The organism is Allobosea sp. GW822-FHT03F07, from assembly GCF_058801345.1.
Genome location: NZ_JBXAND010000001.1, coordinates 1,518,290 through 1,542,364 on the forward strand (window position 1 = coordinate 1,518,290; position 24,075 = coordinate 1,542,364).

Genomic DNA, 24,075 nt, shown 5'->3' on the forward strand with positions numbered 1-24,075 from the left:
GGGCTCGCTGATCGGAGGTTTCCTGATGCGGGCATCCTGGGCTAGCCTTTCGCGATATTCGTCAGAAGGCTTCCGCATGCGCTTTTCCGGTACCGAAAACTACGTCGCCACCGAGGACCTGACGGTCGCGGTCAATGCCGCGATCCGGCTGGAGCGGCCGCTCCTGGTCAAGGGCGAGCCCGGCACCGGCAAGACCGTGCTGGCCGAGGAGATCGCGGCGGCTCTGGCTGCGCCGCTGATCACCTGGCATGTCAAATCGACGACCAAGGCGCAGCAGGGCCTCTATGAGTACGATGCGGTGAGCCGCCTGCGCGACAGCCAGCTCGGCGACCCGCGTGTCTCGGACATCGGCAACTACATCAAGCGCGGCAAGCTCTGGGAGGCGTTCATATCGAGCGAGCGCCCGGTGCTGCTGATCGACGAGATCGACAAGGCGGATATCGAGTTCCCCAATGACCTCCTGCTCGAGCTCGACCGCATGGAGTTCCATGTCTACGAGACCGGGGAGACGATCAGGGCGGCGCGGCGGCCCGTGATGATCATCACCTCGAACAACGAGAAGGAACTGCCCGACGCCTTCCTACGCCGCTGCTTCTTCCACTACATCCGCTTCCCCGACGCGGAGACGATGCAGGCGATCGTCGAGGTGCATTTCCCCGGCATCAAGAAGCGATTGATGGAAGAGGCGCTGAAGCTGTTCTTCGAGGTGCGCGAGGTACCCGGCATCAAGAAGAAGCCCTCGACCTCGGAACTGCTCGACTGGCTGAAGCTGCTCGTCGCCGAGGATATCGGCCCGGAGGTGCTGCGCGAACGCGATCCACGCAAGCTGATCCCGCCGCTGCACGGCGCGCTGCTGAAGAACGAGCAGGATGTGTCGCTGTTCGAGAAGCTGGCGTTCATGGTGAGGCGGGACGGACGGTAACAGGTCTCTGCTTGCAATGTCTCTCGATGCGCGACGGAGCGTGCAATTGATCGACCAGCCTATGGACGAAACGGACGCTGAACTGCGCGCTCGCCTGCTAGGCACCGCTTTGCCCGATATCTCGCTCGCCTCCACCCATGGCGGCCGGATCAGGCTCGGAGCGCTGACCGCATCCCGCACCGTGATCTACTGCTATCCGCGCACCAGCGAGCCCGGCAAACCTGCGCCTGCAGGCTGGGACATCATTCCCGGCGCGCGCGGCTGTACGCCCCAAGCCTGCACCTTCCGTGATCACCACGGGGAGCTGGCCGCTCAAGGGGCTGCGGTGTTCGGGTTGAGCACGCAGTCCACGGCCTATCAGAGAGAGATGGCGGAGCGTCTGCACCTGCCGTTCGCTGTGCTGAGCGACGAGGATTTTGCCTTCACGGATGGGCTCGGGCTGCCGACTTTCGAGGCGGATGGAATGCGCTTGGTGAGGCGGCTGACATTGGTCCTGCGCGAGCAGCGCATCGAAGCGGTGTTCTACCCGGTTTCGCAGCCCGAGCGGAGCGCTGAAGATGTGCTGGGCTGGCTCAGGCAGCATCCACTAGAAGGCTCGTAGGATTCCTCCGGCCAACGACTCGGTTTGACCCTCGCAAAATTCGGCTGCCATCATTAGGTTCGAACCATGCGACGCCTCATGCTTCTACGCCACGCGAAGTCGAACCGCCCCGAAGGCGTGGCCGACCGGGAGCGCCCGCTTGCGACGCGGGGCCGCGAGGCCGCTCCCGTCATGGGGCGCTATCTTGCAGATGAATTGCTGCTGCCGGATCTCGTGCTGATCTCCTCGGCGCGGCGCACTCTCGAAACCTGGGAGCTGGTGGCGCCGATGCTGCCGGAGAAGCCCGCGACCCATGTCGAGCCGCGCATCTACGAGGCCAAGGCCGAGCGCCTGCTCCATGTCGTGCAGGAGGTCGAGCCGCAGGTGAAGACGCTGCTGATGGTCGGCCACAACCCCGGCTTCGAGGATCTCGCGGCGATGCTGACTGGCCATGGCGACCGGTACGCCGCGGCGCGGATGAACCAGAAATTTCCGACCTGCGGGCTCGCGGTGATCGATTTCGCGATCGAGGACTGGCGAGACCTCGCGCCGCGCGGCGGCCGCCTCGACCGTTTCGTCACGCCGGCTTCGCTCGGGGAAGGGCCGGACGATTGATCCGGGCGGCGTGCCCGTGAGCCAGGGTTCCTATCTCGACGACGCCCGCAACGCCGCGCTCGCCTTCGGCGACAGCCTGCTCGGCATGGCGCGACCGCGCCTGCGGCTCGGCGTCACCGGCCTGTCGCGCTCGGGCAAGACCGTCTTCACCACGGCGCTGATCCAGAACCTGATCGAGGGCGCGAAGCTGCCGGTGCTGAAGGCGGCGACGGAGGGCCGGATCTCGCGGGTGCGCCTCGTGCCGCAGCCCGATCCGGACATCCCGCGCTTTCCGTATGAGGCGCATCGCGCCGCGCTGAACGGGCCTGAGCGGCGCTGGCCGGACTCGACGCGGCGGATCTCGGAATTGCGCGTCGAGATCGACTACGAGCGCGCCGCCGGCTGGTTCAAGGGGCCGGCGACGCTGACGCTCGACATCGTCGACTATCCCGGCGAATGGCTGCTGGATCTCGCCTTGATCGGGCAGGACTACAAGAGTTGGTCGCGCCAGGCGGTCGGGGATGCGCGCAAGGCGCATCGGCAGGCCGCTGCGGCGGAATGGCTCGCCGATCTGCCGCTGCGCGATCCGGCCGGTCCGCCCGACGAAATGGCGGCGGAGGCCGCGAGCAACCAGTTCAAGGCCTATCTCGCGCGGCTGCGCGCCGATCCCGAGGCGGTGGCGGTGACGCCGCCCGGTCGCTTCCTGATGCCGGGCGATCTCGAAGGCTCGCCGGCGCTGACCTTCGCACCGCTCGATCTCGGCCATGATGCGGAGCCGAAGCCGGACACGCTCGCGGGCCTGATGGCTGACCGCTTCGAGGCCTATAAGCGCGTCGTCGTGGCGCCGTTCTTCCGCGATCATTTCGCCCGGCTCGACCGGCAGATCGTGCTGGTCGATGTGCTCGCGGCGCTCGATGCCGGCGCGCCGGCCCTGGCCGATCTCGAGATCGCGCTCGGCCAAGCGCTTGCCGCCTTCCAGGTCGGGCGCAATTCCTGGCTTTCGAGCCTGTTCGCGCCGCGCATCGAGCGCGTGCTCTTCGCCGCGACCAAGGCCGACCATGTCCATCATTCCAGCCATGACCGGTTGGCGGCGGTCATGTCCCATCTTGTTGCGCGGGCTGCGTCGCGTGCGCAGGGCGCGGGGGCAAAAGTGGAGGCCATGGCGCTCGCCGCCGTGCGGGCGACGCGTGAGGTCCGCATCAAGCAGGGGCGCGAGGAACTGCCAGCCATAGCGGGCGTGCCCGAAGCGGGCGAGGCGATCGATGGCGAGGTCTTCGACGGCACCGCGGAGGCTGCGATCTTTCCGGGCGAATTGCCGGAGCGGCCTGAAGCCGTGTTCGATCCGCAGGCGCGCTGGCAGATCCGGGCGCCGCGCTTCCGGCCGCCACTGGTCGTGTCGGATGCGGGCGGCCGCACCCGGCCGCCGCCACAGATCCGGCTGGACCGTGCGCTCGAATTCCTGATCGGGGACAGGCTGGCATGAGCAAGGCTCCGCGCGCCATCAGGCTGGATCCGGCGAGTCCGGACGGCGCCATCGAGGACACCGCCCGCGGTGGCGGCGTCGCGATCTTGCCGGAAAGCGAGCCGATCGACGTCGCCGAGAGCGCGGCCGTCCCCGTGGCGCAACGCCGCTGGTCCTGGGGCGGGCTGTTCGTCGCCGGTCTCTCAGGCTTCCTGACGCTCTCGCTCGGCGTCTGGGCCGAGCGCACCATCAATTCGCTGATGAACCAGAGCCCGGTGCTGGGCTATGCAGCGCTGGCCAGCGCTGCCGTGGCTGCGCTGGCGCTGCTGGTCATGATCCTGAAGGTGGTCAGAGACATCCTGAGGGAGCGCAAAGTCGAGGCGCTGCGCCTGCGCGCGACTGCTGCCCTCGCCGAGAGCAGCGTGACGGATGCGCGGGCGGTGAGCGACGAACTCATGCGGCTCTACGCGTCGCGGGCCGACACGGCGAAGGGGCGGGCGGAGCTCGCCGACAGCCTGCCGCAGCTCTTCGCAGCCCACGACGTGCTGACGGTCGTCGAGCGCAGCCTGATGGCGCCGCTCGATGCCGCGGCCCAGGCGCAGATCGCGATCGCCGCGCGACGCGTTTCGCTCGTCACGGCGGTCAGCCCGCGCGCGCTGGTGGATGTGGTCTTCGTGCTAATCGCCTGTGCGCGGCTGCTGCGTTCCATCGCCGGCATCTATGCGGGCAGGCCCGGCACGCTCGGCCTGCTCCGGCTGGCGCGGCAGGTCCTGAACCATCTTGTCCTGACCGGCGGCATTGCGGCGGGCGATGCCGTGATCCAGCAGGTGGTAGGGCAGGGGCTGGCGGCGCGGCTCTCGGCCAAGCTCGGCGAGGGCGTGATCAACGGCATGCTGACCGCACGCATCGGGCTTGCGGCGCTCAGCGTTTGCCGGCCGCTGCCCTTCGTCGAGGCGACGCCGCCGACATTGGCCGATGTCGCGGGAGATCTGACGTCCTGGCGCGGTTCGCCGGAGCAGACCGCGCCCTGACGCGGCCGCTGCCGGGCAGAATCTGCCGGGGCAGGCCGAATCTGCCCGGCCGAATCCGCCGTTAAACGCCTTCTAAACCATTCAAGTCATTGGAATCTAATGGCCTTCAGCATGGCACGGGCCGTGCAATCTATGCCTCGAAGTTGTGGCCGCCCTTGGGGGGCGCCAGTCGAGGTGAGGGTTTCATGGGTGTCTTCAGCGCGTTGACGACAGCGGTTTCGGGGATGCAGGCGCAGTCCTACGCGCTGGAAAACATCTCCGGTAACATCGCCAACTCCCGCACGGCGGGCTTCAAGCGGGTCGATACGACCTTCTCCGACCTCGTGCCGGACTCGGCGCTCAATCGGCAGATCGCGGGGTCGGTCGCGGCCTTCAGCCAGGCGACGAACTCGATCCAGGGCGATCTCAGTGCGACCCGCATCGAAACCAATGCCGCAATCAATGGCGACGGCTTCTTCGTCGTCGACCAGCGCCTGAACGGCCTCGGCTCCAACACGCAATTTTCGAACAGCAACCTCTATACGCGTCGTGGCGATTTCGACTTCGACGCCAACGGCTACCTCGTCAATGGCGCCGGCTACTACCTCAAGGGTCTGAAGATCGACACGGTGACGGGCTCACTGATCGGCACCCAGCCCGAGGTCCTGCGCATCACCAAGGAGCAGTTCCCGGCGAAGGCGACGACCTCGATCGAGTACCGCGCCAACATCCCGGCCTTCCCCGGTACGAACAACGCGGTCGCGACCACCCCCGGCTCGGAGTTGCTCAGCCCGGCCGGCTTCACCAGCAACCCGCTCTCGACCACACAGGGCGGCACGGGCATCGTGATCGGCAGCGAAATCACCAGTTTCCTCAACCAGTCGATCCCCGGCGGTTCGGTCACCGTCTATGATTCGCTCGGCAAGGCGACGAGCGTCGAGCTGCGCTGGGCCAAGACCACCAACGCCTCGGCGGGTCCGCCGGCCACGGTCGATACCTGGAACCTGTTCGTGGCCGAGAACACCGCGGCGACTGGTGGCGCCACCGCCTATCGCAACGCCAATACCAGCATCACCTTCGGGCCCACAGGGCAGTTGACGGCGCCCGCCACCGGCAACATCGCACTGCCGACGATGACCATCGCAGGCACGACGATCACCGGTATCAACGTCACGACGGGCGGCAACGGCCTGACCCAGAACGGCGACGTCAGCGGCCAGATCGACGCCCGCTCGATCCGGCAGGACGGCTACACGGCCGGCACGCTCGACCGCACGTCGATCTCGGCCGAAGGCCAGGTGATCGGCACCTTCAGCAACGGCCAGGTCGTCGCGCTGGCGCAGCTCTCGGTCGCCCGCTTCAACGCCGACAACGCGCTGAAGCGCCTCGACGGCGGCGCCTTCGAGGAGACGATCGAATCCGGCCCGCCGATCATCGGTCTGGGCACTTCGCAGCTCATCGGCGGCAATGTCGAGCAGTCCAACACCGACATCGCCGACGAGTTCTCGAAGATGATCGTCACCCAGCAGGCCTATTCGGCCAACACCAAGGTCATCACCACGGCGCAGGAGATGCTGCGCGACGTCTTCAGCATCATCCGCTGATTTTTTCGATGCGCGGCTTGGTGCGGTCCAGAAGGGCCGCTGGTAGCGACAGGAGCTGACGATGGGTCTCAGCACGTCCCTCAATACGGCCATCGCAGGGCTGAACGCCACGCAGGTCGGCATCGGCGTCGTCTCGCAGAACGTCTCCAATGCGGGGACGACGGGCTATGTCCGCCGCACCGTCTCGACTGCGGACAGCCTGAGCGGCCTGACCGTCGGGACGCAGAGCACGCAGGTCCAGCGCCTGCTCGACAAGATCGTCCAGCACCAGCTCTGGCAGGAATCAGCCGGAGCCGCCTACACCTCGACGCGTGCCGACATGATGTCCAGCGTCGACAAGCTCTACGGCGGGCCCGGCAGCAGCACCGCGCTGGATACCGTCTATAACGGCTTCACTTCCGCGCTCCAGGCGCTGAAGAACGACCCTTCATCCTACAGCCTGCGCACGGCCGTGCTGGATTCGGCCGGCCAACTGGCGACCCGGCTCAACACCCTGTCCGAAGGCGTGCAGGCGCTGCGCACGCAGGCGGAGAGCGGGATCGCGAGTGCGGTCACGCAGGTCAACAACCTGCTCGGCGCCCTGACGAATGTGAACGCCCGCATCGTCGGAAGCCCGAACGATACGGCCGTCGCCGGCCTGAAGGACCAGCGCGACCTGATCCTGTCCGAGCTGTCCCAGTATATGGACATCAAGACCAGCGAGGATGCGCGCGGTTCCGTCAGCGTCGTCACCGGCTCGGGCACGCAGATCTTCGACGGCCGACCGGCAGTCACCTTCGCCTTCGACGAGCATTCCGGCCTCGGGGCGGACGACCAGTGGAGCGCCGACCCGACCCAGCGCGGCGTCGGCACGATCACCATGACCACCAGTTCCGGTGGGGTGATCGACGCGATCGCCAATAAGACCTTCCGCTCGGGCGAAATCGCCGCGCTCGTCGAGATGCGCGACAAGACGCTCGTCCAGTCGCAGGCCCAGCTCGACGAGATCGCGGCGCAGATGTCGCGGGCGCTGTCCGACCGCGAGATTGCCGGCACGGCGGTGACGGCGGGTGCGGCGACCGGCTTCGATGTCGATCTGGCCGGGCTGCAGTCGGGCAATACGGTCACGCTCGACTATGCGGTGACGCCGGGTGGCCAGACGCAGCGCTTCACCTTCGTGCGCGTCGAGTCCGCGGCCTCGCTGCCGCTGCCTACCTCGGCCAGCGGCGACGCCAACAACCGCGTCATCGGCATCGACTTCTCGGGAGGCCCGGCCTCGGTCGCCGCGCAGATGCAGGCCGCCATCGGCGGCGGCTTCACCGTCTCCAACACCGGCTCGGTGCTACGGATCGTCGATGATGGCGCAGCGGGAACGCGCGACGTCAAGGCGCTGACTTCCCGCCCGACCGCAACCACCCTGTCCTCTGCCGGCGGCAGCGCCGAGCTGCCCTTCTTCGTCGATGGCGGAGCGGCCGGGGCCGCCTATACCGGTTCCTACGAGAACGGCTCGCAGCTCGTCGGCTTCGCCGGGCGGATCACTGTCAACCAGGCGCTGATCGCCGACCGCTCCAAACTCGTCACCTTCGACACGACGACGGCGCAGGGCGACGTGACGCGCCCGCAACTGATGCTGGACCGGCTGACCCAGAGCCAGCGCGCCCTCACCAACCGCACGGGCATCGATGGCTCGACGGCGACGACGACCACCACCGTCTCGAACCTGGTCCAGCGCGTCGTCTCCTCGCAGGGACAGGCGGTGGAGACCGCGAAGCGGCTCGACGAGGGCCAGCAGGTCGCGCTGGCCGCGGTCCAGAGCCGCTTCCAGGAAACCTCGCAGGTCAATGTCGACCAGGAGATGTCGACGCTGATCGAGCTTCAGACCGCCTATGCCGCCAACGCCCGCATCATCTCGACCGTCAAGGAGATGATGGACGTCCTGATGAGAGTGTGAGCGCGCCATGACCATCACAGCCTATGGCACTGGGGCCTATCGCGCCGCCAAGCCCAACAGCTTCGTCTCCAACCGGGCCGAGCTGACCGATCTCGAGCGCCAGCTCGCGACGCAGCAGAAGGCCGAGAGTTATGGCGATCTCGGCATGGACCGGCGCACCAGCCTCGACCTCAACGCCAAGGTCTCGACGCTCGATTCCTGGCTCGGCGGCATCGCGCTGGCGGACGTCAACCTCAAGCTCTCGACGCAGGCCGTCGAGAGCTTCGCCAAGCTCACCAGCGAGACCGTCAACGACACGCGCTCCAACAGTTATGTCCCCAGTTCGACCGGCCGTTCCGCGCCGCAGGTGCTGGCCGAGGAGAAGTTCAAGCAGACGCTCGACATGCTGAACTCCTCGGTGAACGGGCGCTACCTGTTCTCGGGGAAGACCTCCGACATCCAGCCGACGGTCAGCTATTCCGAGATGATCGAGGGCGACGGCGCCGGGCGCGCCGGCCTCCGGCAATTGATCTCGGAGCGGCGACAGGCCGATCTCGGCGTCGCCGGGCTCGGGCGCCTGACGACGGGTGGCGCGGCGGCAACGGCGACCATCGCGGAGGAAGCGCCGGCCCATAGCTACGGCTTCAAGCTCGCCGGCGCCGCCAGCAGTTCGGCCGCCATGACGCCGACCTACACGGCCGGCCCACCCGCCGACATCTCGGTGACCGTAGCGAGCCTGCCGACGGCGGGCGACACGCTGCGCATCACGCTCGACCTGCCGGACGGATCGCAGGAGGAGGTCGTTCTGACGGCGCGCGCGCCGGGGACCGACGGTTCCGACGCCACGACCTTCGAAATCGGGGTGGACGTCAACACCACCGCCGCCAATCTGCGCACCTCGATCAACGCCGCCCTGACCAAGGAGGCGGCGACGACGCTGTCGGCCGCGTCCTCGCAGGTCGCCGCGGCGAATTTCTTCGCGGGCAGCGCGAGCAACCCGCCGCTGCGGGTGCCGGGCCCGCCCTACGACACCGCCACGGCAGCGCCCGCTCCGGGAACCGCCGCCAACACCGTGATCTGGTATCAGGGCGATGACGGCAGCGACCCCGCCCGCTCGACCGCGACCGTTCAGGTCGACAAGGGACAGACCGTCGGCACCGGAGCGCGCGCCAATGAGGAGGCGTTCCGCGTCGGGCTGGCGCAGTTCGCGGTGATGGCGATCGAGAATTTCCCGGCCGGCGACGCCAATTCGCAGGCCCGCTACGAGGCGATGACCTCGCGCGTCGGCGAGAAGCTGGGCTTCGGCGGCGGAGTCCAGAAGCCGGCGGAGATCATCACCGAGTTCGGCTCGGCCCAGACCGCGATGGCCCGCGCCAAGGAGCGGCACCAGAGTACCAAGAACTACCTCACGACGACGCTCGCGGGAGTGGAAAACGTCACGACCGAGGAAGTCGCGGTGCAGATCCTGGCGCTGCAGACGCGGTTGCAGGCGAGCTACCAGACCACCTCGATCCTCTCGCAGCTCTCGCTGACGAACTATCTCTGATCAGATCGCCACGCCAAAAAGCGAAAGGAGCGTCGCCGGCAGCCGGCGACGCTCCTTTCGCTTTGATGGGATGTGCGGAATTCGCTCAGCGTCCGCGCAGGCCGGCGGCGATATCGCGGTTGATGCCGATCAGCGCGCGCAGGCTCTCGGGCGCGGGGCTCGCGGCGATGCGGAAGGTCTGGTTGAAGATGAAGTTGGCGAGGCTGAGGATATTGGTCTTGATGCCGACCGGCAACGGATTGTCCTCGGCGACGACCGCAGAGACGAGCAGCGTCCAGAGCTTGCGGTTGTAGTTCAGCGCCTCGTCGAGATCGCGTTCCGCGAGGGACCAATCGTCGGAGACGGCCTGGAGCCGGGCGGCGGCCTTGATCAGCAGGGAGGCTTCGAGTTCGCGGGGGGAGACGACCGCCTGATTGGCGCGGGCGGCGGAGGCGTAGGCGTTAAACCCGTGTTGCATTCTCGATGAGTTCCGCTTCGTAAGCGATCAGCTTCTTGGCTGCCTTCAGAGCTTTGTAGAGATCGCCACTTAAGATGCGGTTATTAATGTCGTGAATATGCGGCAGGGCGCTCGGAGCGGCCTGGACGAAATCGCGGACGAGCTCGAAATAGACCTCGTGCTGATGCATCGGGTCCTGGGCCAGATACATGAGCTGGATGGCGAGATAGATCTTCCTGGCCGGCGAGTCGGCGCTGGCAGGGGTGAGGATGTCCTTCTCGCGCAGGATCGGGGCGTCGCCCTCGATGAAGAACCGTGTCCGCTGCTCGTCGTTGCGGATCACCACCTGGCCGATGATGATGCGCTCGCGGGGCTTGAGTTCGACCTTGAGAGCCATGTTTGTCTGAGCCTTCTGGCTGGGGGAGGGGCGTGAGCGTGTCGTCTTCGGCGGGATCAGCCGAAGAGCCTGAGCACGCCCTGATCGGCCTGGTTGGCGAGCGAGAGGGCGGTCTGCGAGAGCTGCTGGCGCGTGTTGAGCGCAAGCAGGCTGGCGCCTTCGGCGTTCGGATCGGCCAGCACCAGGTTGTCAGCGCCCGAGGTCAGGACGTTAGCCAGTTCCTTGGTGAAGTCCTGGCGGGTCTGCGCGACCGAAAGGTTTGAACCGAGGGTCGAGGCGAGGGACTTGAGCGAGGTCAGCGAGCCCGTCAGCGCTGCCGTCGCCTTGTCGAGATCGAGATCGTTCTGGAAGTTGAAGAAGCCGGCGAGCTGCGTGTTGGTCGCCTGGACGATGCCGAGATTGTCCGAGGTCAGGGTCGAGCCCTGGATGTCGAGCTTGGTCTGGTTGGTACCGGTCTTCTCGTTGAAGACGATCGAGAGACGGTCACCAGCGAGCAGGTTGATGCCGTTGAAGCTCGAATCCTTGGCCAGCTTGTCGATCTGGTCGCGCAGGTCGTTGAACTGCTGGATGAGGTTCGAGCGCACGGCCGAGGTGATGTTCGACGAGGTCAGCGTCGAGGTGCCGACGGCGCCGTCATTCGCGGCGAAGCCGAGGGCGGCGTTATTGTTCGTGCCCACGGCGCCGGCATCCGCAATCGCGAGCGGACCAGTGGTGGAGGAGCCGAAGCCGAAGGCGACCGTTTCGGAGCCGGTGCCCTTGACGTTGAGCTGGCCCTTCTCGTCGACGAAGGCCGTGGCGATGCCCGATTTGTTGATCTCGTTGACGACGTCGCGAACAGTGGCGTTGGCGCTGCTGAACGAGGCGGTATAGGTCGTCGTGCCAGCCGTGATCGAAAGACCGAGGAAGGTGTCGGTATTGATGATGCCGAGGTCGCCGGAGGTTGACGCAGTGGCAGGCGTCGGCAGTGCGTCTGCGCCGACGATGGCCTTGTCGAGTGCGATATCCTTCAGGCTCTTGCTGGTAACGGCCGCTTCAGTCGCGGAGGACAGCGCGGTGCCGGCCTTGGTCGGGCGGTTCTGGGCCGCGTCGGCCTGGGCCTGTTTGACCGTGGACTGGAGCGACTGGACCAGCTTGGTGATGCCGTCGATGCCCTTGGAAGCGGCCTGGATGGTCTGGATGCCGTTGGAGATGCCATCGAGCAGGCCGGTGAGCTGGGTCGACCTGTCGTTCAACGACTGCGAGGTGAAGTAGTTGACGGGGTTGTCGATGGCCGAGTTGACGCGCTTGCCCGTCGCCAGCCTGTTCTGGATGACGCTCTGCTGGGCCGAAGTCTGCTGCAGTGTGAGCAGGTTGTTGCGGACGCCACTCGAGAGAATTGTGTTGGCCATCGTCGGTCCCCTGGAAGCGCGATTCGCACGCCTGTCCGGATTGATCTGGACCGATAATCACTTGTTAGGGATAACAATTGGTTAATGCGTCTTGACGCTCCTGGCCCGCAACGTCTGGGCGGGGAGGGCTCTCCATGCAGAAAGGCGGCGGAGCTTGCGCTCCGCCGCCTTCTTGTCTTCGGCCCACATCCTGTGGGCTTGCCCGCTTCTGCGGACGAAGGATCAGAACAGACGCAGGACGGCCTGGTCGGCCTGCGACGACAGGGATAGGGCGGTCTGCGAGAGCTGCTGACGGGTCTGCAGCGAGAGCAGGTTGGCGGCCTCTTCGTTGGCGTCGGCATTGACCAGGTTGCTGGCGCCGGTCGTCAGCACGTCGGCCAGGCCCTTGGTGAAGTCCTGGCGGGTCTGGGCGACCGAGAGGTTCGAGCCGAAGGTCGAGGAGAGCGACTTCAGCGACGTCAGCGCGCCATTGAGCTGCTCGGTGGCCTTTTCCAGATCGAGGTCGTTCTGGAAGTTGGTGAAGCCGTTCAGCTGGGTGTTGATCGCCTGGGTGATGCCGAGATTGTCCGACGTCAGGTTCGTGCCCTGAATGTCGAGCTTGTTCTGGTTGGTGCCGGTCTTCTCGTTGAAGACGAGCGAGACCTGGTCGCCGGCCAGCAGGTTGACGCCGTTGAAGCCGGAATCCTTGGCGAGTTCGTCGATCTGCGTGCGCAGCGTGTTGTACTGCTCGATCAGGTTCGAGCGGGTCGACGAGGTCACGCCGCTGGAGACTACGCCGGTGGTGAAGTCAGCGTCAGTGATGCCGAAGGATTCGTTGGCGTTGGTGGCGACAGCAGAGGCGTTGGTGAGAGCGGCACCGGCGGTCGCGCCGGCACCGATACCGACGCTGAGCGTCTGCGAGCCGGTGCCCTTGATGTTGAGCTTGCCCTGCTCGTCGACGACGGCGGTTGCCACGCCCGAGCCGTTGATGCTGTTCACCACGTCGCGCAGCGTCGAGTTGGCGTCGATCGTCAAGGCGAGATTGGTGACCGTCTCGTCGGCGCCGCCGGGGCTCAACGTGATCTCGATATTGAGCGCGGTCGAGGCAGTGGCGAGGCCGATATTGCCGGAGGAGCCCGCAGTCGCCGCGTTGTTGGTGCCGACTGCGTCGTCGTCGATCAGCTTCTTGTCGAGCGCGATGTCCTTCAGGCTCTTGCTGGTAGCCGCAGTTTCCGCAGCGGTGGCGAGGGCAGTACCGGTGATGGTCGGGCGGTTCTGGGCGGCGTCGGCCTGGGCCTGCTTCACCGTGGACTGGAGCGACTGGACCAGCTTGGTGATGCCGTCGATGCCCTTGGAGGCAGCCTGGATGGTCTGGATGCCGTTCGACATGCCGTCGAGCAGGCCCTTGAGCTGGTCCGAGCGGTTGTTCAGCGAAGCGGCGGTGAAGAAGTTGACCGGATTGTCGACCGCGGAGTTGACGCGCTTGCCGGTGGCAAGGCGGCTCTGGACGGCGGCGGCCTGGGCGGTGATGTCCTGGACGGAGGCCAGGGAATTGCGAACGCCCGAAGAAAGCGAGATAGCCATGATAGTATACCCTTCTGGTATGATGCCTTCTGGCAGTCGCGATCATTCTGGCCGCGACCCGAGGACCATTGGTCGCCAGCCCGTAACAGGAGGTAAATTTCGGAGGTCGAATCCGGCGCTTCGGCGGCCGGCTCGGAGCGTGGTTAACGAGACGACAACGACCGCGCGGAGAGCGCGAACGCAGAACGCCCGCGCGAGGCGGGCGTTCTGGCATCACGTGCGAGAGCGGGTGAGGGCTCCTCAGGCGAGCCGCTCGATCAGGTGCTCGAAATCCTCCGCCTCGCGGGCGCGCTCGGTCAGCTCGCGCGAGTAGATGCGCAGCTTGAGCAGCGTCTCGTCGGGAAGCTGGAAGACCGTCTCGCCGGTTTCGCGATCCCTCTTCTGGAGGACGACGGCGCGCGTGCTCGGCTCGATGATGAGGCGGCGTTCGAAGACATCGCCGATTTCCTCGTCTCGCTGGCTCTGCTGCTGCTGCCTTGCGGCGGTGCGATCCTCGAATGTCAGGCGGCTGCGGGCGTCGCGGGCGCGGGCGTCACGGTCCTGGGCCCGGACATCGAGCTTCACCGCTTCGCCGGCCTGGGCCGACTGCACCGTCTTTTCGGGCGCCAACTCGACACCGACGCTGCCATGCGTTGCCACCACGTCGGCGCGGCTGACGAGGGGAAGGCCTCCTATCGGCGCCGCCTTGGGCGCATTGCCGAAATCCATGGTTCACTCCTTCTGGAGCCTGGCACAGCGGCAGGGGCCGCTGCTTGCCGTTCGGATCGGGCCGGGCGGACCTCTCCGAACCTGACCATGGTGTCAGGAAAGATTGAACATGACGTAAGGGAATTAGGTAAATATTGACGGATGGTCCCGCGCGCTCACAGGCGCCGGGACACCATCAGCGGCCCCGCATTCGGCCTCGCGAAGGCGCCGGCGCCCACCGTCGCCGCCGGCCCGTAGCCCGCCGCCTTCGACGGGCGGTTCGCATCGGCGGCGAGATCGCGGATGATCGACTCCGAAACCGCCCGCGCGGTCGCCAGCACGATCTGGTTGGTCTCGATCAGCGTCTGGAACGAGAGATGCGCCGCCTTCAGGCGCTGGACCTGCTCGGGGACGAAGCGGGCGAGCGCGACGGCGTTGAGTTTCACCTGCTCGACGCCGCGCATATAGATGCCGGCGAGTTCGGTCTTGCGCGGCTCGCGCGTCAGTGCCTCGGGCAGGCGGCCGGCCCGCACCAGCTCGGTTTCCTCGCCGACGAGGTGGGACAGCGCCGACAGCGCCTCCAGCACCCCCTCGACCAGCGCCCGGGCCTCGAGCGCGCTGGCGATGCGCGGCCGCTCGTCGAGAACGCGTCTGGCAACCGACATGCTACGCTCCGACGCCCTGTGCCGTACCGCCCGACTGCTCCTGCACGCGCAGGAGGTCGCGGAGAATGGTATCCGACAGGCCGATGCCGCCGGCCTTCTGGATCTGCTTGGCGTATTCCTGGGTGAGCTGCGACTTGTAGATGTCGCCGCCGAGGCCGTTTTCGCCGAGCGGGCCCTCGCTGCCCTGCGGCGAGGCCATGATCTGCTGGGTAAACTGTTCGAGGAACATGGTCTCGAAGTCGTCGGCCTGCTTCTTGGCCTTGGCCTGAGCGGGATCTAGCGCCTTGGCGAGGCCGCCGACCAGGCTGCTGGCGGCGTTGAGGGCCATCTTCGCAGCCGGCAGGGCCAGCTTGGCGGCCGGCAGGGCCAGGGTTGGGCTCATCACATCACCTCGATTTCGGCCTGCAGGGCGCCGGACGCCTTGATGGCCTGGAGAATGGAGATCAGGTCGCGGGGCCCGATGCCGAGCGCGTTCAGGCCGTCGACGAGCTGGGCGAGCGTGACGCTTTCCTTGACCAGAGCGAGCTTGTTGCCGCCCTCGGTGTCGACCTTGACGTTGGTGCGGGGCGTCACGACGGTTCTGCCGCCAGAGAACTCGTTGGGCTGGCTGACCTGCGGATCCTCGGTGATCGTGACGGTCAAGTTGCCCTGCGCGACCGCGACCGTGGATACCCGCACATCCTTGCCCATGACGATGATGCCGGAGCGTTCGTCGATGACGATGCGGGCAAGCTGGTCGGGCTCGATCCTGAGCTGCTCGATATCGGTGAGCATGCGGATCATGTTGCCCTGAAAACGCTGCGGGATCTGCAGGACGACGGTCGAGGGGTCGGTCGGCTCGGCTGCGTCGCCGCCGAGGAAGTCGTTGATCGCGGCGGCCATGCGGCGCGCGGTCGTGAAATCGGGGTTGCGCAGCGAGAGGCGCAGCGTCTTCAGCTTGTTCAGCGCGAAGTCGATCTCGCGCTCGACCAGCCCGCCATTGGCGATACGCCCGACCGTCGGGACGCCGCGGGTGATCTTGCTGGCCTCGCCCTCGGCCGAGAAGCCGGCGATGGCGACCGGGCCCTGCGAGACGGCGTAGACCTCGCCATCGGCGCCGAGCAGCGGCGTCACCAGAAGCGTGCCGCCCTGCAGCGACTTGGCGTCGCCGAGCGCGGATACCGTGACGTCGAGCCGCGTGCCCTGCGTCGCGAAGGGCGGCAGGTTCGCCGTCACCATCACGGCGGCGACGTTGGCGGTGCGCATGTTGGCGCCGCGGGTGTTGACGCCGAGGCGCTCGAGCATCGCCGTCAGCGACTGCTTGGTGAAGGGCGCGTTGTTCAGCGTGTCGCCGGTGCCGTTGAGGCCAACGACGATGCCGTAGCCGAGGATCTGGTTCGAGCGCACGCCCTCGACGGAGGCGAGGTCCTTGATGCGGGACAAGGCCTGCGCCGGGCTGGCAGCCATGGCGAGGCCGAGCGCCAGCAGAGCGGCCAACGGCGTCACCAGGGATTTCAGGACGGGCATGCGGAACATGGTCTCACCGGCAGGAGGAAACGGTCGCAAGTTCCCCTGCGATCCCCGTGCCAGTCGTGGAAAAATTGAAAACGCTGATTTATCAGTTGTTTGGAAATTCGGAGCAGGTTCTGCTGCGGCCCATCCCGGCTGCCGATAATGCCGGGGCGGCAGTTTGTGCCGGGTGGTTTACCGGCTGTTAACCATGCCGGCGCGAGGGTTCGATGACCGAATACGCGAGGCGACCATGATCAGGATCGACCAGCGCACGCCCATCTCCAACGCCGGCCCGGCAGGTTCCGCGAGGCGCGCGGGGGGCGCCGCGTTCACATTGCCGACCGAGGAAGGCGCGACAGCGACGCGCAGCGCCGGCGTCGGCGCGTCGGGTCCGCTCGACACGCTTCTGGCCGTCCAGGCCTATGAGGAGCCGGAGGAGCGCAAGAAGCGCCAGGCCAAGCGCGGATACGATCTGCTCGACGGGCTCGACCGGCTGAAGGCGGCGCTGCTGTCGGGATCGGTCCAGGTGTCCGAACTCGAGCGGCTGAAGACCATGCTCGCGCTACGGCGCGAGACGACCGACGATCCGCGCCTCGACGACGTGCTCGCCCATATCGAACTGCGCGCGGCGGTGGAGCTGGCGAAACTGGGGCGGTGACTTCGCGGCGTCATGGTCGGGCTTGACCCGACCATCTCGTGATAAGAGGGCCTTGCAGCCCTTTCCGGCAGGAGATTCTCGGGTCTGCGCTTCGCTCCGCCCGAGAATGACGCCAGACACGACGCATCTGCCATTCTGCGCGATAGCAGCCATTTCCTCTCGATGCGGCTTGCCTTAGACGGGTGCTGATCAGGCCCGAAAAAGGCTGCCAGTCAGAGGCGTCGCATATGACCTGGTCGATTATCGCGCGAGACCCCGTATCGGGCTCTATGGGGCTCGCTTGTGCTTCCCGTGCGCTTGCCGTCGGATCGATCGTGCCCCACGGGGCCGGGCGCGTCGGGGCGATCGCCACCCAGGCCTTTGCAAATCCGTTCTATGGCATCGATGGCCTGACCCTGCTGCGCGAAGGCTGTTCGGCGGCTGAAGCGGTTGCGAATCTGACGGCGATGGATGAGGGACGGGACCATCGTCAGCTTCACATCATCGACCGCGCTGGAGAAACAGCTTGCTTTACGGGCGCGGCTTGTCTGGCCTGGTCGGGTTCGGTGAATGGTCCCCAGGTTTCGGTTGCCGGAAACATGCTCGCCGGCCCCGAAGTGTTGGAGGCGACCTTGGCTGCGTATCTGGGTGCTTCGGCGCTTGATTTCGACGAGCGCCTGCTTGCCGCGCTGGACGCCGGAGAGCGAGCGGGTGGCGACAAGCGCGGTCGTCAATCCTGTGCGATCAGGATTTGGTCCGAAGGACCCGTCGCGTCGTTCGACTTGCGTGTCGACGATCATGCGGAGCCGCTTCGTGAATTGCGCAGGCTTTGGCGATTGGCGCATCAGGGCTATGTGCCGTTCCAGGCGTTTCTCCCGTCACGCCGGCGCCCGGCCGGCATGACGGATCGAGAGATCGCCTATCGCGCATGCGACGAATACGCGACGCAGTGGAACGCCAGGCACCCGGTCTAGCTAGCGTATGAACTGCTCGACGTAATCCGCGCCGAGGCCATTTCCGGCATAATGCGCCCGGCATTTTTCCAGCCGGGTGAAGACGTCGTCATAGCCCAGGCATTTGCCGTCCGGATCGACATAGATCATCGCGCCATTGACCTGGAACATGGTGATCATCTCCTCGACATCGGGATCGACCACCAGCGTATGCGTCTCGCCCGGCGCCTCGTAGACATAGGCGCCTTCTGTCGCGACCCAGTCATGTTCGAGATAGCGCCACTTGCCTTTCAGCACATAGCCATGGACCGGGAGGGGATGGCGATGGCGCGAGAGCACGCCCGACTTGCGGACCTTGAGCAGGTTCATCCAGTAGCCGCGCGTCACGCAGAACAACAGCGGCCGGAACCAGACATTGTCGTCAACGGGGACCCAAACCCGCTCATCCTCCGGGATGACGTTGGGCACGACGAGTTCCGGCGGCGAATGCTGCGGCTGGGGGTGGCGGTAGGGGGTCCAGCGCTCTTCCTTCGTGGCCTCGACGGGCATCGGGTTGGCGGAACCGACAGTGGTGGAGTTCATGGCACGTCCTCTCCGGTCTGGTTCTTCGCGAGCCGTTTCAGGGCGTTCGCAGATTGATTCAGTCTCTCGAGCCAAGCCACTGGCACGGAATCGCTTTCAGACGGCGAGGTAGCCGCCGTCGACCGGCAGGATCGTGCCGGTGATGAAGGCCGCTGCGTCCGAGAGCAGGAAGGCGATCGCCCCGCCGACATCGCCGGGCTCGCCCCAGCGGCCCATCGGGGTTCGCGCCAGGATCGGGGCGGAGCGCTGTGCATCCTCGACGAGAGGCTTCGTCAGTTCGGTCGCGATCCAGCCCGGCGCCACGGCGTTGACGCGGATGCCGTCGCTCGCCCAGGCGGCGGCGAGCGATTTGGTGAGCTGGCCGATCGCGCCCTTGGAGGCGGCATAGCCCGGCGCGAAGGGCGAGCCGTGGAAGGTCAGCATCGAGGCGATGTTGACGATCGCGCCGCCAGCCTTGCCCTCGGCCTTGGCCGCCAGCTTGTCCTTGGCCGCGAGGCACATCCGCATCGTGCCGTTGAGGTTGACCTCGATGGTCAGCCGGAAGGCGTCGATCTCGAACTCCTTGCCGCCGCGCTGGATCATGCCGGCGCAGTTCACCAGCGCATCGATGCGCGGGCAGGCGGCGACGACGCCTGCGACCTCATCGTCGCTCGTCACATCGAGCCGGGCATGCCGGATTGCGGGATGGGGTGGGGCGGCTGCGACTTCCTCGACCGTCAAGCCGGTGGCGAGGACGTCATAGCCTGCCTTGGCGAGTGCGAGCGCGGCGCCCTGGCCGATGCCGCGGGTACCGCCGGTTATGAGGGCAAAGCGGGGGGAGGCAGTGGTCATGACGCGAGACTATCGACGCGCCGATCGGACGGGAAGAGTGATCGCCCTGCGTTTCAGGGCGTCGGCAGTTCCAGCCGCAGCAAGGCAGCTGCGTTGGTCTGGAAGCTGTTGCCGATGATCGGCACCTGCCGGCCGAGATTGAGGTCGAGCGTGGTGCGCCAGGGCATGGCGAGCGGTTGCGTCAGGTCGGCGACGACCTTCACGCGCGGGGTCATGCTGGTGGCAAGGCCGTTCTCGACGGCGAAGGTGTAGTTGCCGGCGAGGGCGACTTCCGTCGTCAGCGTGACGATGTCGAGCGGCTGGAGCCGGTAGCCCAGCACGGCCTCGGCATTCTGTCCGGCGCTGCCGGAGGCCTGGAGATTGCCGCCGGTCGCAGCACTCCAGCGCAAACTGCTGCCGGAGCCGGAGCCGCGGGTGACGTTCCAGTCGAAGCGGGTGTCGTTGCGCTGCCAGCCGCCCTGGCCGGTGACGATAGCGGTCGAGACGGAGAGGCTGTCGGCGCCAAGCTTCATGCCGACGGCCCGCTCGCTGACGGAGGGCAGCGGGGATGCAGCCGGGCCGAGACCGCGTCGGATCGGCGTGGCGTCGATCTCCGGGCGGGCGAGGCCATTGCGCTCGGCCCGCTGGCGCGCGGCATCCTGCTTGTTCAGGGTCGGAGCGAGGAAGCTCGGCGTCGCCAGGACAGGATCGGCCGGCAGCGGCGGGGCTTCCCAGCGCGGGATCGGCGCGAAAAGGCGAATGTCGCTGTCGTCGTAAGCCGTCAGGTCCGGCCGATCTGCCGGTACTGGCAGAACCTGCTCGGCGCGCGCGACCGCCAACGGCGCGGCGACGAGCATCAGGATGAGGCCGGCCTGTCTCAGGGAGCAGGCGGGCGCGGGCGAATGACAATGCGGCAAGGCGATCGTCCCGTTGCGACGGTGGCGAGCGATGCAGAGTGAACGCGCAAGCCGACGATTTTGCGGCAGCGCAGCATGAGCCTGCGCAAAGACCGCGGGTGTTGCCCAAAAGGGGCGCTTCCTTTGACGCACGGAACCCGCTGGATTGCCGGGCGAGTCGGCACTCGGTCCGGCAATCCAGCGGCCTTGCTTTTGCATCGGCTTGGCCGAAAACCGCATTTCACTTTTCGGGCCGATGCTTTAGGAAGCGCCCAACCGCCTGCGGCCCTGTCGCTGCAGGCCGGAACCGTTCCAGTCTGGCCAGAAGCAGGGGTCGTTTCACATGAGCAAGATCAAGGTCGCCAACCCGGTCGTCGACATGGACGGCGACGAGATGACCCGCATCATCTGGCAGAAGATCAAGGACACGCTGATCTTCCCCTATCTCGACCTCGAGCTCGACTATTACGACCTCTCCGTCGAGAACCGCGATGCGACCGACGACCAGGTCACGATCGACGCGGCCAACGCCACCAAGAAGCATGGCGTCGCGGTGAAGTGCGCGACCATCACGCCGGACGAGGCCCGCGTGAAGGAATTCAACCTCAAGTCGATGTGGAAGTCGCCGAACGGCACGATCCGCAACGTCCTCGGCGGCGTGATCTTCCGCGAGCCGATCATCTGCAAGAACGTGCCGCGCCTCGTGCCCGGCTGGACGCAGCCGATCGTGATCGGCCGCCATGCCTATGGCGACCAGTACCGCGCGACCGACTTCAAGTTTCCCGGCAAGGGCACGCTCTCGATCAAGTTCGTCGGCGAGGACGGCGCGGTGATCGAGAAGGAGGTCTTCAAGGCCCCGGACGCCGGCGTCGCGATGGCCATGTACAACCTCGACGAGTCGATCAAGGACTTCGCCCGGGCGTCGCTGAACTACGGCCTGATGCGCAAGTACCCGGTCTACCTCTCGACCAAGAACACGATCCTCAAGACCTATGACGGCCGCTTCAAGGACATCTTCCAGGAGATCTACGAGAAGGAGTTCAAGGCGGAGTTCGACAAGCTCGGCATCACCTATGAGCACCGCCTGATCGACGACATGGTGGCGTCGGCGATGAAGTGGTCGGGCGGCTATGTCTGGGCCTGCAAGAACTATGATGGCGACGTGCAGTCGGACACGGTGGCGCAGGGCTTCGGCTCGCTCGGCCTGATGACCTCGGTCCTGATGACGCCGGACGGCAAGACCGTCGAGGCCGAGGCCGCCCACGGCACGGTGACGCGCCATTATCGCGAGCACCAGAAGGGCAAGGAGACCTCGACGAACTCGATCGCCTCGATCTTCGCCTGGACGCGTGGTCTCGCGCACCGCGCCAAGCTCGACGGCAATGCCGAACTCGCCAAGTTCGCCTCGCTCCTGGAGAAGGTCACGGTCGACACGGTCGAGGCCGGCGACATGACCAAGGATCTCGCTTTGCTGGTCGGCGCCGAGCAAAAATGGCTCTCGACCACCGGCTTCCTTGAGAAGGTCAGCGAGAACATGCGCAAGGCGATGGCCGCCTGAGCCGCAGGCCGGCTGGCACGCCCGAACGGCATGGTTCTCCATGGACAGGACGCCCGGGAACGTTCCCGGGCGTTTTTCGTTTCGGTCTGACGAAAGGGACGGGCGATGGCGACGGACGGAGTGACGGGCGGATGCCAGTGCGGCGCGGTGCGCTACCGGATGACCGCGCCACCCGAGCGGACGGGCATCTGCTTCTGCCGGATGTGCCAGAAATCCTCCGGCAACTACTTCGCCGCCCATTCCTCGACGACCGAGGCCAACCTGACCTGGACAAAGGGCGAGATCGCTGTCTTTCGCTCCTCGGAGGCAGCCGAGCGGGGCTATTGCCGCGATTGCGGCACGCCCCTGACCTATGCGCTGCGCGGCTCGGGCCGGATCTCGGTGACATCGGGCAGCATCGACGACCCTTCGGCTTTCCCACCCAGCACGGCTTACGGCGTGGAAGGCCGGCCGGCATGGTTCGACGATGTGTGCCGCCTGGAAGGGCCGCGCACCGAGGACGACATTCCCGCAGCCGATCTGCCGCGCTTCCGCTCTCGCCAGCATCCCGATCACGATTGAAGGCATCTGGAGCGTCGCGCGGGGAACCCCTCCCCACGAGGGGGAGGCGTTCGCGTCGTGGTTCCGCGCACGCCAAATCCCCGCCCATGCTTCCGCGCGGCGGCATGCAAACGAGGGGCAGCGGAGCGCCGCGAGGCGCGAGGGGTAGAGGTCCGCATCCATTGAGCCAGGATGCGGCGCGGATGGATTGAGCCACCATCCGCACGCCCCGTGGCGCTCCGCTCGTCGGCGATTTCGGACTCCGGGCCGCGCTTATCGGGCCTTTGGCCATCCTCCGCCGCGAGCCGTTTCGACGCCAGTTCCCCTCATCGGGTTGTCGCGTCTATTCGGGCATGGAGCGAAGGCCTGATGCCGCCGACCGTTCCAGCGAGCTCCTCGCACAGGGACCGTAGTATCCCCAGGGCGGTGCCCCGAAGCCTCCCGGGAGTGGATCGTGACTCCACCCGCAGGCGCCGCCCCCATCCCGACCAACGGCACACCTCCGGATGGCTGCCCCTCGGGGATGAGGTGGTGGGATTATGGAGGTGGAGTGGAAGGCGGGGATTAGTTGTGTGTCGATAGGGCAGCCATGGGTCGACAGCGGACCTGCCGAACCCGGCCTATGGACCTCTCGGCGGACCAATGATGACATCGCAGCCATTTACGCCGCCCCATAGCCAGAGGCCCACGCTGCCCATGATCATCAGCAGGGGGTAGGCGAACCATTTCCGCATGCGAGGCGATAAGTGATGTCGGCCACTTTCATCGGTCATCTCGGAAGGCTGAAAGTTCGGCTCCCATCCGAGCTTGGCAAAAATGAAGCCGAGGCAATCAAGCCCCAAGGTCCCCCAGCCAAGAAAGACGAAGAAGACAGCGACGCCGTAAGCGCCCCATGAGTTGCCGCCTGCAAAGAACGGGGCATCTGCTGCACAGCCGTGTTTCGCGATGATGACCGCCGCAAGCAGCGCCGCTATGAGCCCTCCGAACACAATATAGTATCGTAAGCGGCGAGCACCCGGCACGGCGCATCTCCCATTAAGATCGCGAAATCCGAGCTGGAGGTAGCAGGTAGCGATAAAGGCCGCGTTATCGCGGCGGAGGGAAAGCCAACCAATACCTGCTATGGGTGGTAAGCGGACACTGGTCAGGGCGTCAAATCATCCTACTGCGGTGCACGCGTCCGACGCTTTAGCTCATCCATGATGTCTTTGATCTCGCAGTCCAAGACGTAGAGATCCCCGAGAGAGCGCCCATTCAGGGAGCGGCCGAACGGAAGGCCAAAGGCTCGATAGAAGATGCGGGCGTGCAAAGGGCCTCTGCCGAAGGGCGTGAACAAACCAATCTTGTACAGCCATCGGATTACCCAGTCCCCCGTCTGCGGGGCAAGCCACTCACGATAAGCCAGACACCGTTCGAGCTGCGAGGCAAGTTCATCGTCACCGAGCTTGGCGAGGTCGCCACGAAGATTGATGCCAAGTCTCAAGCGGCTCTCCGAGAGCTCAGACGAACGCCCCAACTAGACCGAAATTGGTCATTGAGCTTGGGTTGCTCTGCTCCGGCATTCCTGGAGGAAGGTGATCAGGTCGTCCAATTTTTCCGGGGCCAGAGCAATCGGGTTCGCAGTCCTTTGTTCTGCATCTTGAGGCAGTGCAAAGACCACCTTGAACTCGCCCTTGAGCCGCACCAATGAGATCGATAAAGCCTCTACTCCCGAATTGAGGAAATACCGCTTCAATATGGGCTCAGCGCTCCGCATTGGGTCGAGGAAATCGAGAAAGCGCTTGAGCATCGCCGACCCACGAAAACATTGGCGTTAGCCAGATAGTGCCCTCGCAAAGCATCGTC

The 24,075-nt window shown here is 66.0% G+C and carries 26 protein-coding genes; 12 read left to right on the forward strand and 14 right to left on the reverse strand.

Features of this window, described 5'->3' with window-relative positions:
- Positions 1–76 precede the first annotated feature (76 nt).
- The 8 genes from AC1RMY_RS07255 (at position 77) to AC1RMY_RS07290 (ending at position 9,627) form a co-directional block, all read left to right on the forward strand.
- Positions 77–922, forward strand: a complete 846-nt coding sequence (locus tag AC1RMY_RS07255) for an AAA family ATPase (RefSeq protein WP_492863276.1) — start codon at positions 77–79, stop codon at positions 920–922.
- A 46-nt stretch (positions 923–968) separates the two neighbouring features.
- Positions 969–1,523: a peroxiredoxin gene (locus tag AC1RMY_RS07260; protein WP_492863277.1), complete on the forward strand. Its 555-nt coding sequence runs from the start codon at positions 969–971 to the stop codon at positions 1,521–1,523.
- Between the two features lie 78 nt (positions 1,524–1,601).
- Positions 1,602–2,117 carry a SixA phosphatase family protein gene (locus AC1RMY_RS07265; RefSeq protein ID WP_492863278.1) on the forward strand — a complete coding sequence of 172 codons (516 nt, stop codon included), beginning with the start codon at positions 1,602–1,604 and terminating at the stop codon, positions 2,115–2,117.
- 16 nt (positions 2,118–2,133) lie between these two features.
- Positions 2,134–3,579, forward strand: a complete 1,446-nt coding sequence (locus AC1RMY_RS07270) for a YcjX family GTP-binding protein (protein ID WP_492863279.1) — start codon at positions 2,134–2,136, stop codon at positions 3,577–3,579.
- A complete protein-coding gene (locus tag AC1RMY_RS07275) occupies positions 3,576–4,589 on the forward strand; it encodes a YcjF family protein (protein WP_492863280.1) in 1,014 nt (337 codons plus the stop codon). Before AC1RMY_RS07270 ends, AC1RMY_RS07275 begins: the two co-directional genes overlap by 4 nt.
- 185 nt (positions 4,590–4,774) lie before the next feature.
- Complete coding sequence (locus AC1RMY_RS07280; protein WP_492863281.1) at positions 4,775–6,172, forward strand: flagellar hook protein FlgE; 1,398 nt, start codon at positions 4,775–4,777, stop codon at positions 6,170–6,172.
- 61 nt (positions 6,173–6,233) lie between these two features.
- Positions 6,234–8,102 carry a flagellar hook-associated protein FlgK gene (flgK, locus tag AC1RMY_RS07285; RefSeq protein ID WP_492863282.1) on the forward strand — a complete coding sequence of 623 codons (1,869 nt, stop codon included), beginning with the start codon at positions 6,234–6,236 and terminating at the stop codon, positions 8,100–8,102.
- 7 nt (positions 8,103–8,109) lie between these two features.
- On the forward strand, positions 8,110–9,627 hold the full coding sequence (locus AC1RMY_RS07290) for a hypothetical protein (protein ID WP_492863283.1): 1,518 nt from the start codon (positions 8,110–8,112) through the stop codon (positions 9,625–9,627).
- Between the two features lie 85 nt (positions 9,628–9,712).
- Here the strand turns inward: AC1RMY_RS07290 and flaF are convergent, their stop codons facing one another.
- The 8 genes from flaF to AC1RMY_RS07330 form a co-directional block, all read right to left on the reverse strand.
- Positions 9,713–10,084, reverse strand: coding sequence for a flagellar biosynthesis regulator FlaF (gene flaF / locus AC1RMY_RS07295; RefSeq protein WP_492863284.1), 372 nt, complete (start codon positions 10,082–10,084; stop codon positions 9,713–9,715).
- Entirely contained in the window at positions 10,068–10,460 is a 393-nt protein-coding gene (gene flbT / locus AC1RMY_RS07300) for a flagellar biosynthesis repressor FlbT (protein WP_492863285.1), read from the reverse strand. The genes flaF and flbT overlap by 17 nt, the downstream gene beginning before the upstream one ends.
- 56 nt (positions 10,461–10,516) lie before the next feature.
- The gene (locus AC1RMY_RS07305) at positions 10,517–11,848 is read right to left on the reverse strand and encodes a flagellin N-terminal helical domain-containing protein (RefSeq protein WP_492863286.1); all 1,332 of its coding nucleotides are present in this window, start codon (positions 11,846–11,848) and stop codon (positions 10,517–10,519) included.
- Positions 11,849–12,070: 222 nt separating this feature from the next.
- Positions 12,071–13,411: a flagellin N-terminal helical domain-containing protein gene (locus AC1RMY_RS07310; protein WP_492863287.1), complete on the reverse strand. Its 1,341-nt coding sequence runs from the start codon at positions 13,409–13,411 to the stop codon at positions 12,071–12,073.
- Positions 13,412–13,651: 240 nt separating this feature from the next.
- Positions 13,652–14,119 (reverse strand): hypothetical protein, encoded by a 468-nt coding sequence (locus AC1RMY_RS07315; protein ID WP_492863288.1) that lies wholly within the window; start codon positions 14,117–14,119, stop codon positions 13,652–13,654.
- Positions 14,120–14,274: 155 nt separating this feature from the next.
- A complete protein-coding gene (locus AC1RMY_RS07320) occupies positions 14,275–14,763 on the reverse strand; it encodes a hypothetical protein (protein WP_492863289.1) in 489 nt (162 codons plus the stop codon).
- Between the two features lies 1 nt (position 14,764).
- Complete coding sequence (locus tag AC1RMY_RS07325) at positions 14,765–15,145, reverse strand: rod-binding protein (protein WP_492863290.1); 381 nt, start codon at positions 15,143–15,145, stop codon at positions 14,765–14,767.
- The gene (locus AC1RMY_RS07330; RefSeq protein WP_492863575.1) at positions 15,145–16,209 is read right to left on the reverse strand and encodes a flagellar basal body P-ring protein FlgI; all 1,065 of its coding nucleotides are present in this window, start codon (positions 16,207–16,209) and stop codon (positions 15,145–15,147) included. The genes AC1RMY_RS07325 and AC1RMY_RS07330 overlap by 1 nt, the downstream gene beginning before the upstream one ends.
- A gap of 295 nt (positions 16,210–16,504) precedes the next feature.
- Between AC1RMY_RS07330 and AC1RMY_RS07335 the strand changes: the two genes are divergently transcribed.
- Positions 16,505–16,912, forward strand: a complete 408-nt coding sequence (locus tag AC1RMY_RS07335; protein ID WP_492863291.1) for a flagellar assembly protein FliX — start codon at positions 16,505–16,507, stop codon at positions 16,910–16,912.
- 227 nt (positions 16,913–17,139) lie between these two features.
- A complete protein-coding gene (locus tag AC1RMY_RS07340) occupies positions 17,140–17,865 on the forward strand; it encodes a DUF1028 domain-containing protein (RefSeq protein WP_492863292.1) in 726 nt (241 codons plus the stop codon).
- Here the strand turns inward: AC1RMY_RS07340 and AC1RMY_RS07345 are convergent, their stop codons facing one another.
- The 3 genes from AC1RMY_RS07345 to AC1RMY_RS07355 all read right to left on the reverse strand — a co-directional run bounded on the left by AC1RMY_RS07345 (position 17,866) and on the right by AC1RMY_RS07355 (position 20,153).
- Positions 17,866–18,393, reverse strand: coding sequence for a 2,4'-dihydroxyacetophenone dioxygenase family protein (locus AC1RMY_RS07345; protein WP_492863576.1), 528 nt, complete (start codon positions 18,391–18,393; stop codon positions 17,866–17,868).
- Positions 18,394–18,522: 129 nt separating this feature from the next.
- Positions 18,523–19,257, reverse strand: coding sequence for an SDR family NAD(P)-dependent oxidoreductase (locus AC1RMY_RS07350; protein ID WP_492863293.1), 735 nt, complete (start codon positions 19,255–19,257; stop codon positions 18,523–18,525).
- A 53-nt stretch (positions 19,258–19,310) separates the two neighbouring features.
- On the reverse strand, positions 19,311–20,153 hold the full coding sequence (locus AC1RMY_RS07355; RefSeq protein ID WP_492863294.1) for a hypothetical protein: 843 nt from the start codon (positions 20,151–20,153) through the stop codon (positions 19,311–19,313).
- A gap of 322 nt (positions 20,154–20,475) precedes the next feature.
- Between AC1RMY_RS07355 and AC1RMY_RS07360 the strand changes: the two genes are divergently transcribed.
- Both AC1RMY_RS07360 and AC1RMY_RS07365 read left to right on the forward strand, forming a co-directional pair.
- Positions 20,476–21,690, forward strand: coding sequence for an NADP-dependent isocitrate dehydrogenase (locus AC1RMY_RS07360; protein WP_492863295.1), 1,215 nt, complete (start codon positions 20,476–20,478; stop codon positions 21,688–21,690).
- A gap of 105 nt (positions 21,691–21,795) precedes the next feature.
- Entirely contained in the window at positions 21,796–22,251 is a 456-nt protein-coding gene (locus AC1RMY_RS07365; RefSeq protein ID WP_492863296.1) for a GFA family protein, read from the forward strand.
- 599 nt (positions 22,252–22,850) lie between these two features.
- Here AC1RMY_RS07365 and AC1RMY_RS07370 read toward each other — a convergent pair.
- The 3 genes from AC1RMY_RS07370 to AC1RMY_RS07380 all read right to left on the reverse strand — a co-directional run bounded on the left by AC1RMY_RS07370 (position 22,851) and on the right by AC1RMY_RS07380 (position 24,019).
- Positions 22,851–23,252, reverse strand: coding sequence for a hypothetical protein (locus AC1RMY_RS07370; protein ID WP_492863297.1), 402 nt, complete (start codon positions 23,250–23,252; stop codon positions 22,851–22,853).
- Between the two features lie 140 nt (positions 23,253–23,392).
- Positions 23,393–23,713, reverse strand: a complete 321-nt coding sequence (locus tag AC1RMY_RS07375) for a hypothetical protein (RefSeq protein ID WP_492863298.1) — start codon at positions 23,711–23,713, stop codon at positions 23,393–23,395.
- Between the two features lie 48 nt (positions 23,714–23,761).
- Entirely contained in the window at positions 23,762–24,019 is a 258-nt protein-coding gene (locus AC1RMY_RS07380) for a hypothetical protein (protein WP_492863299.1), read from the reverse strand.
- Positions 24,020–24,075: the final 56 nt, after the last annotated feature.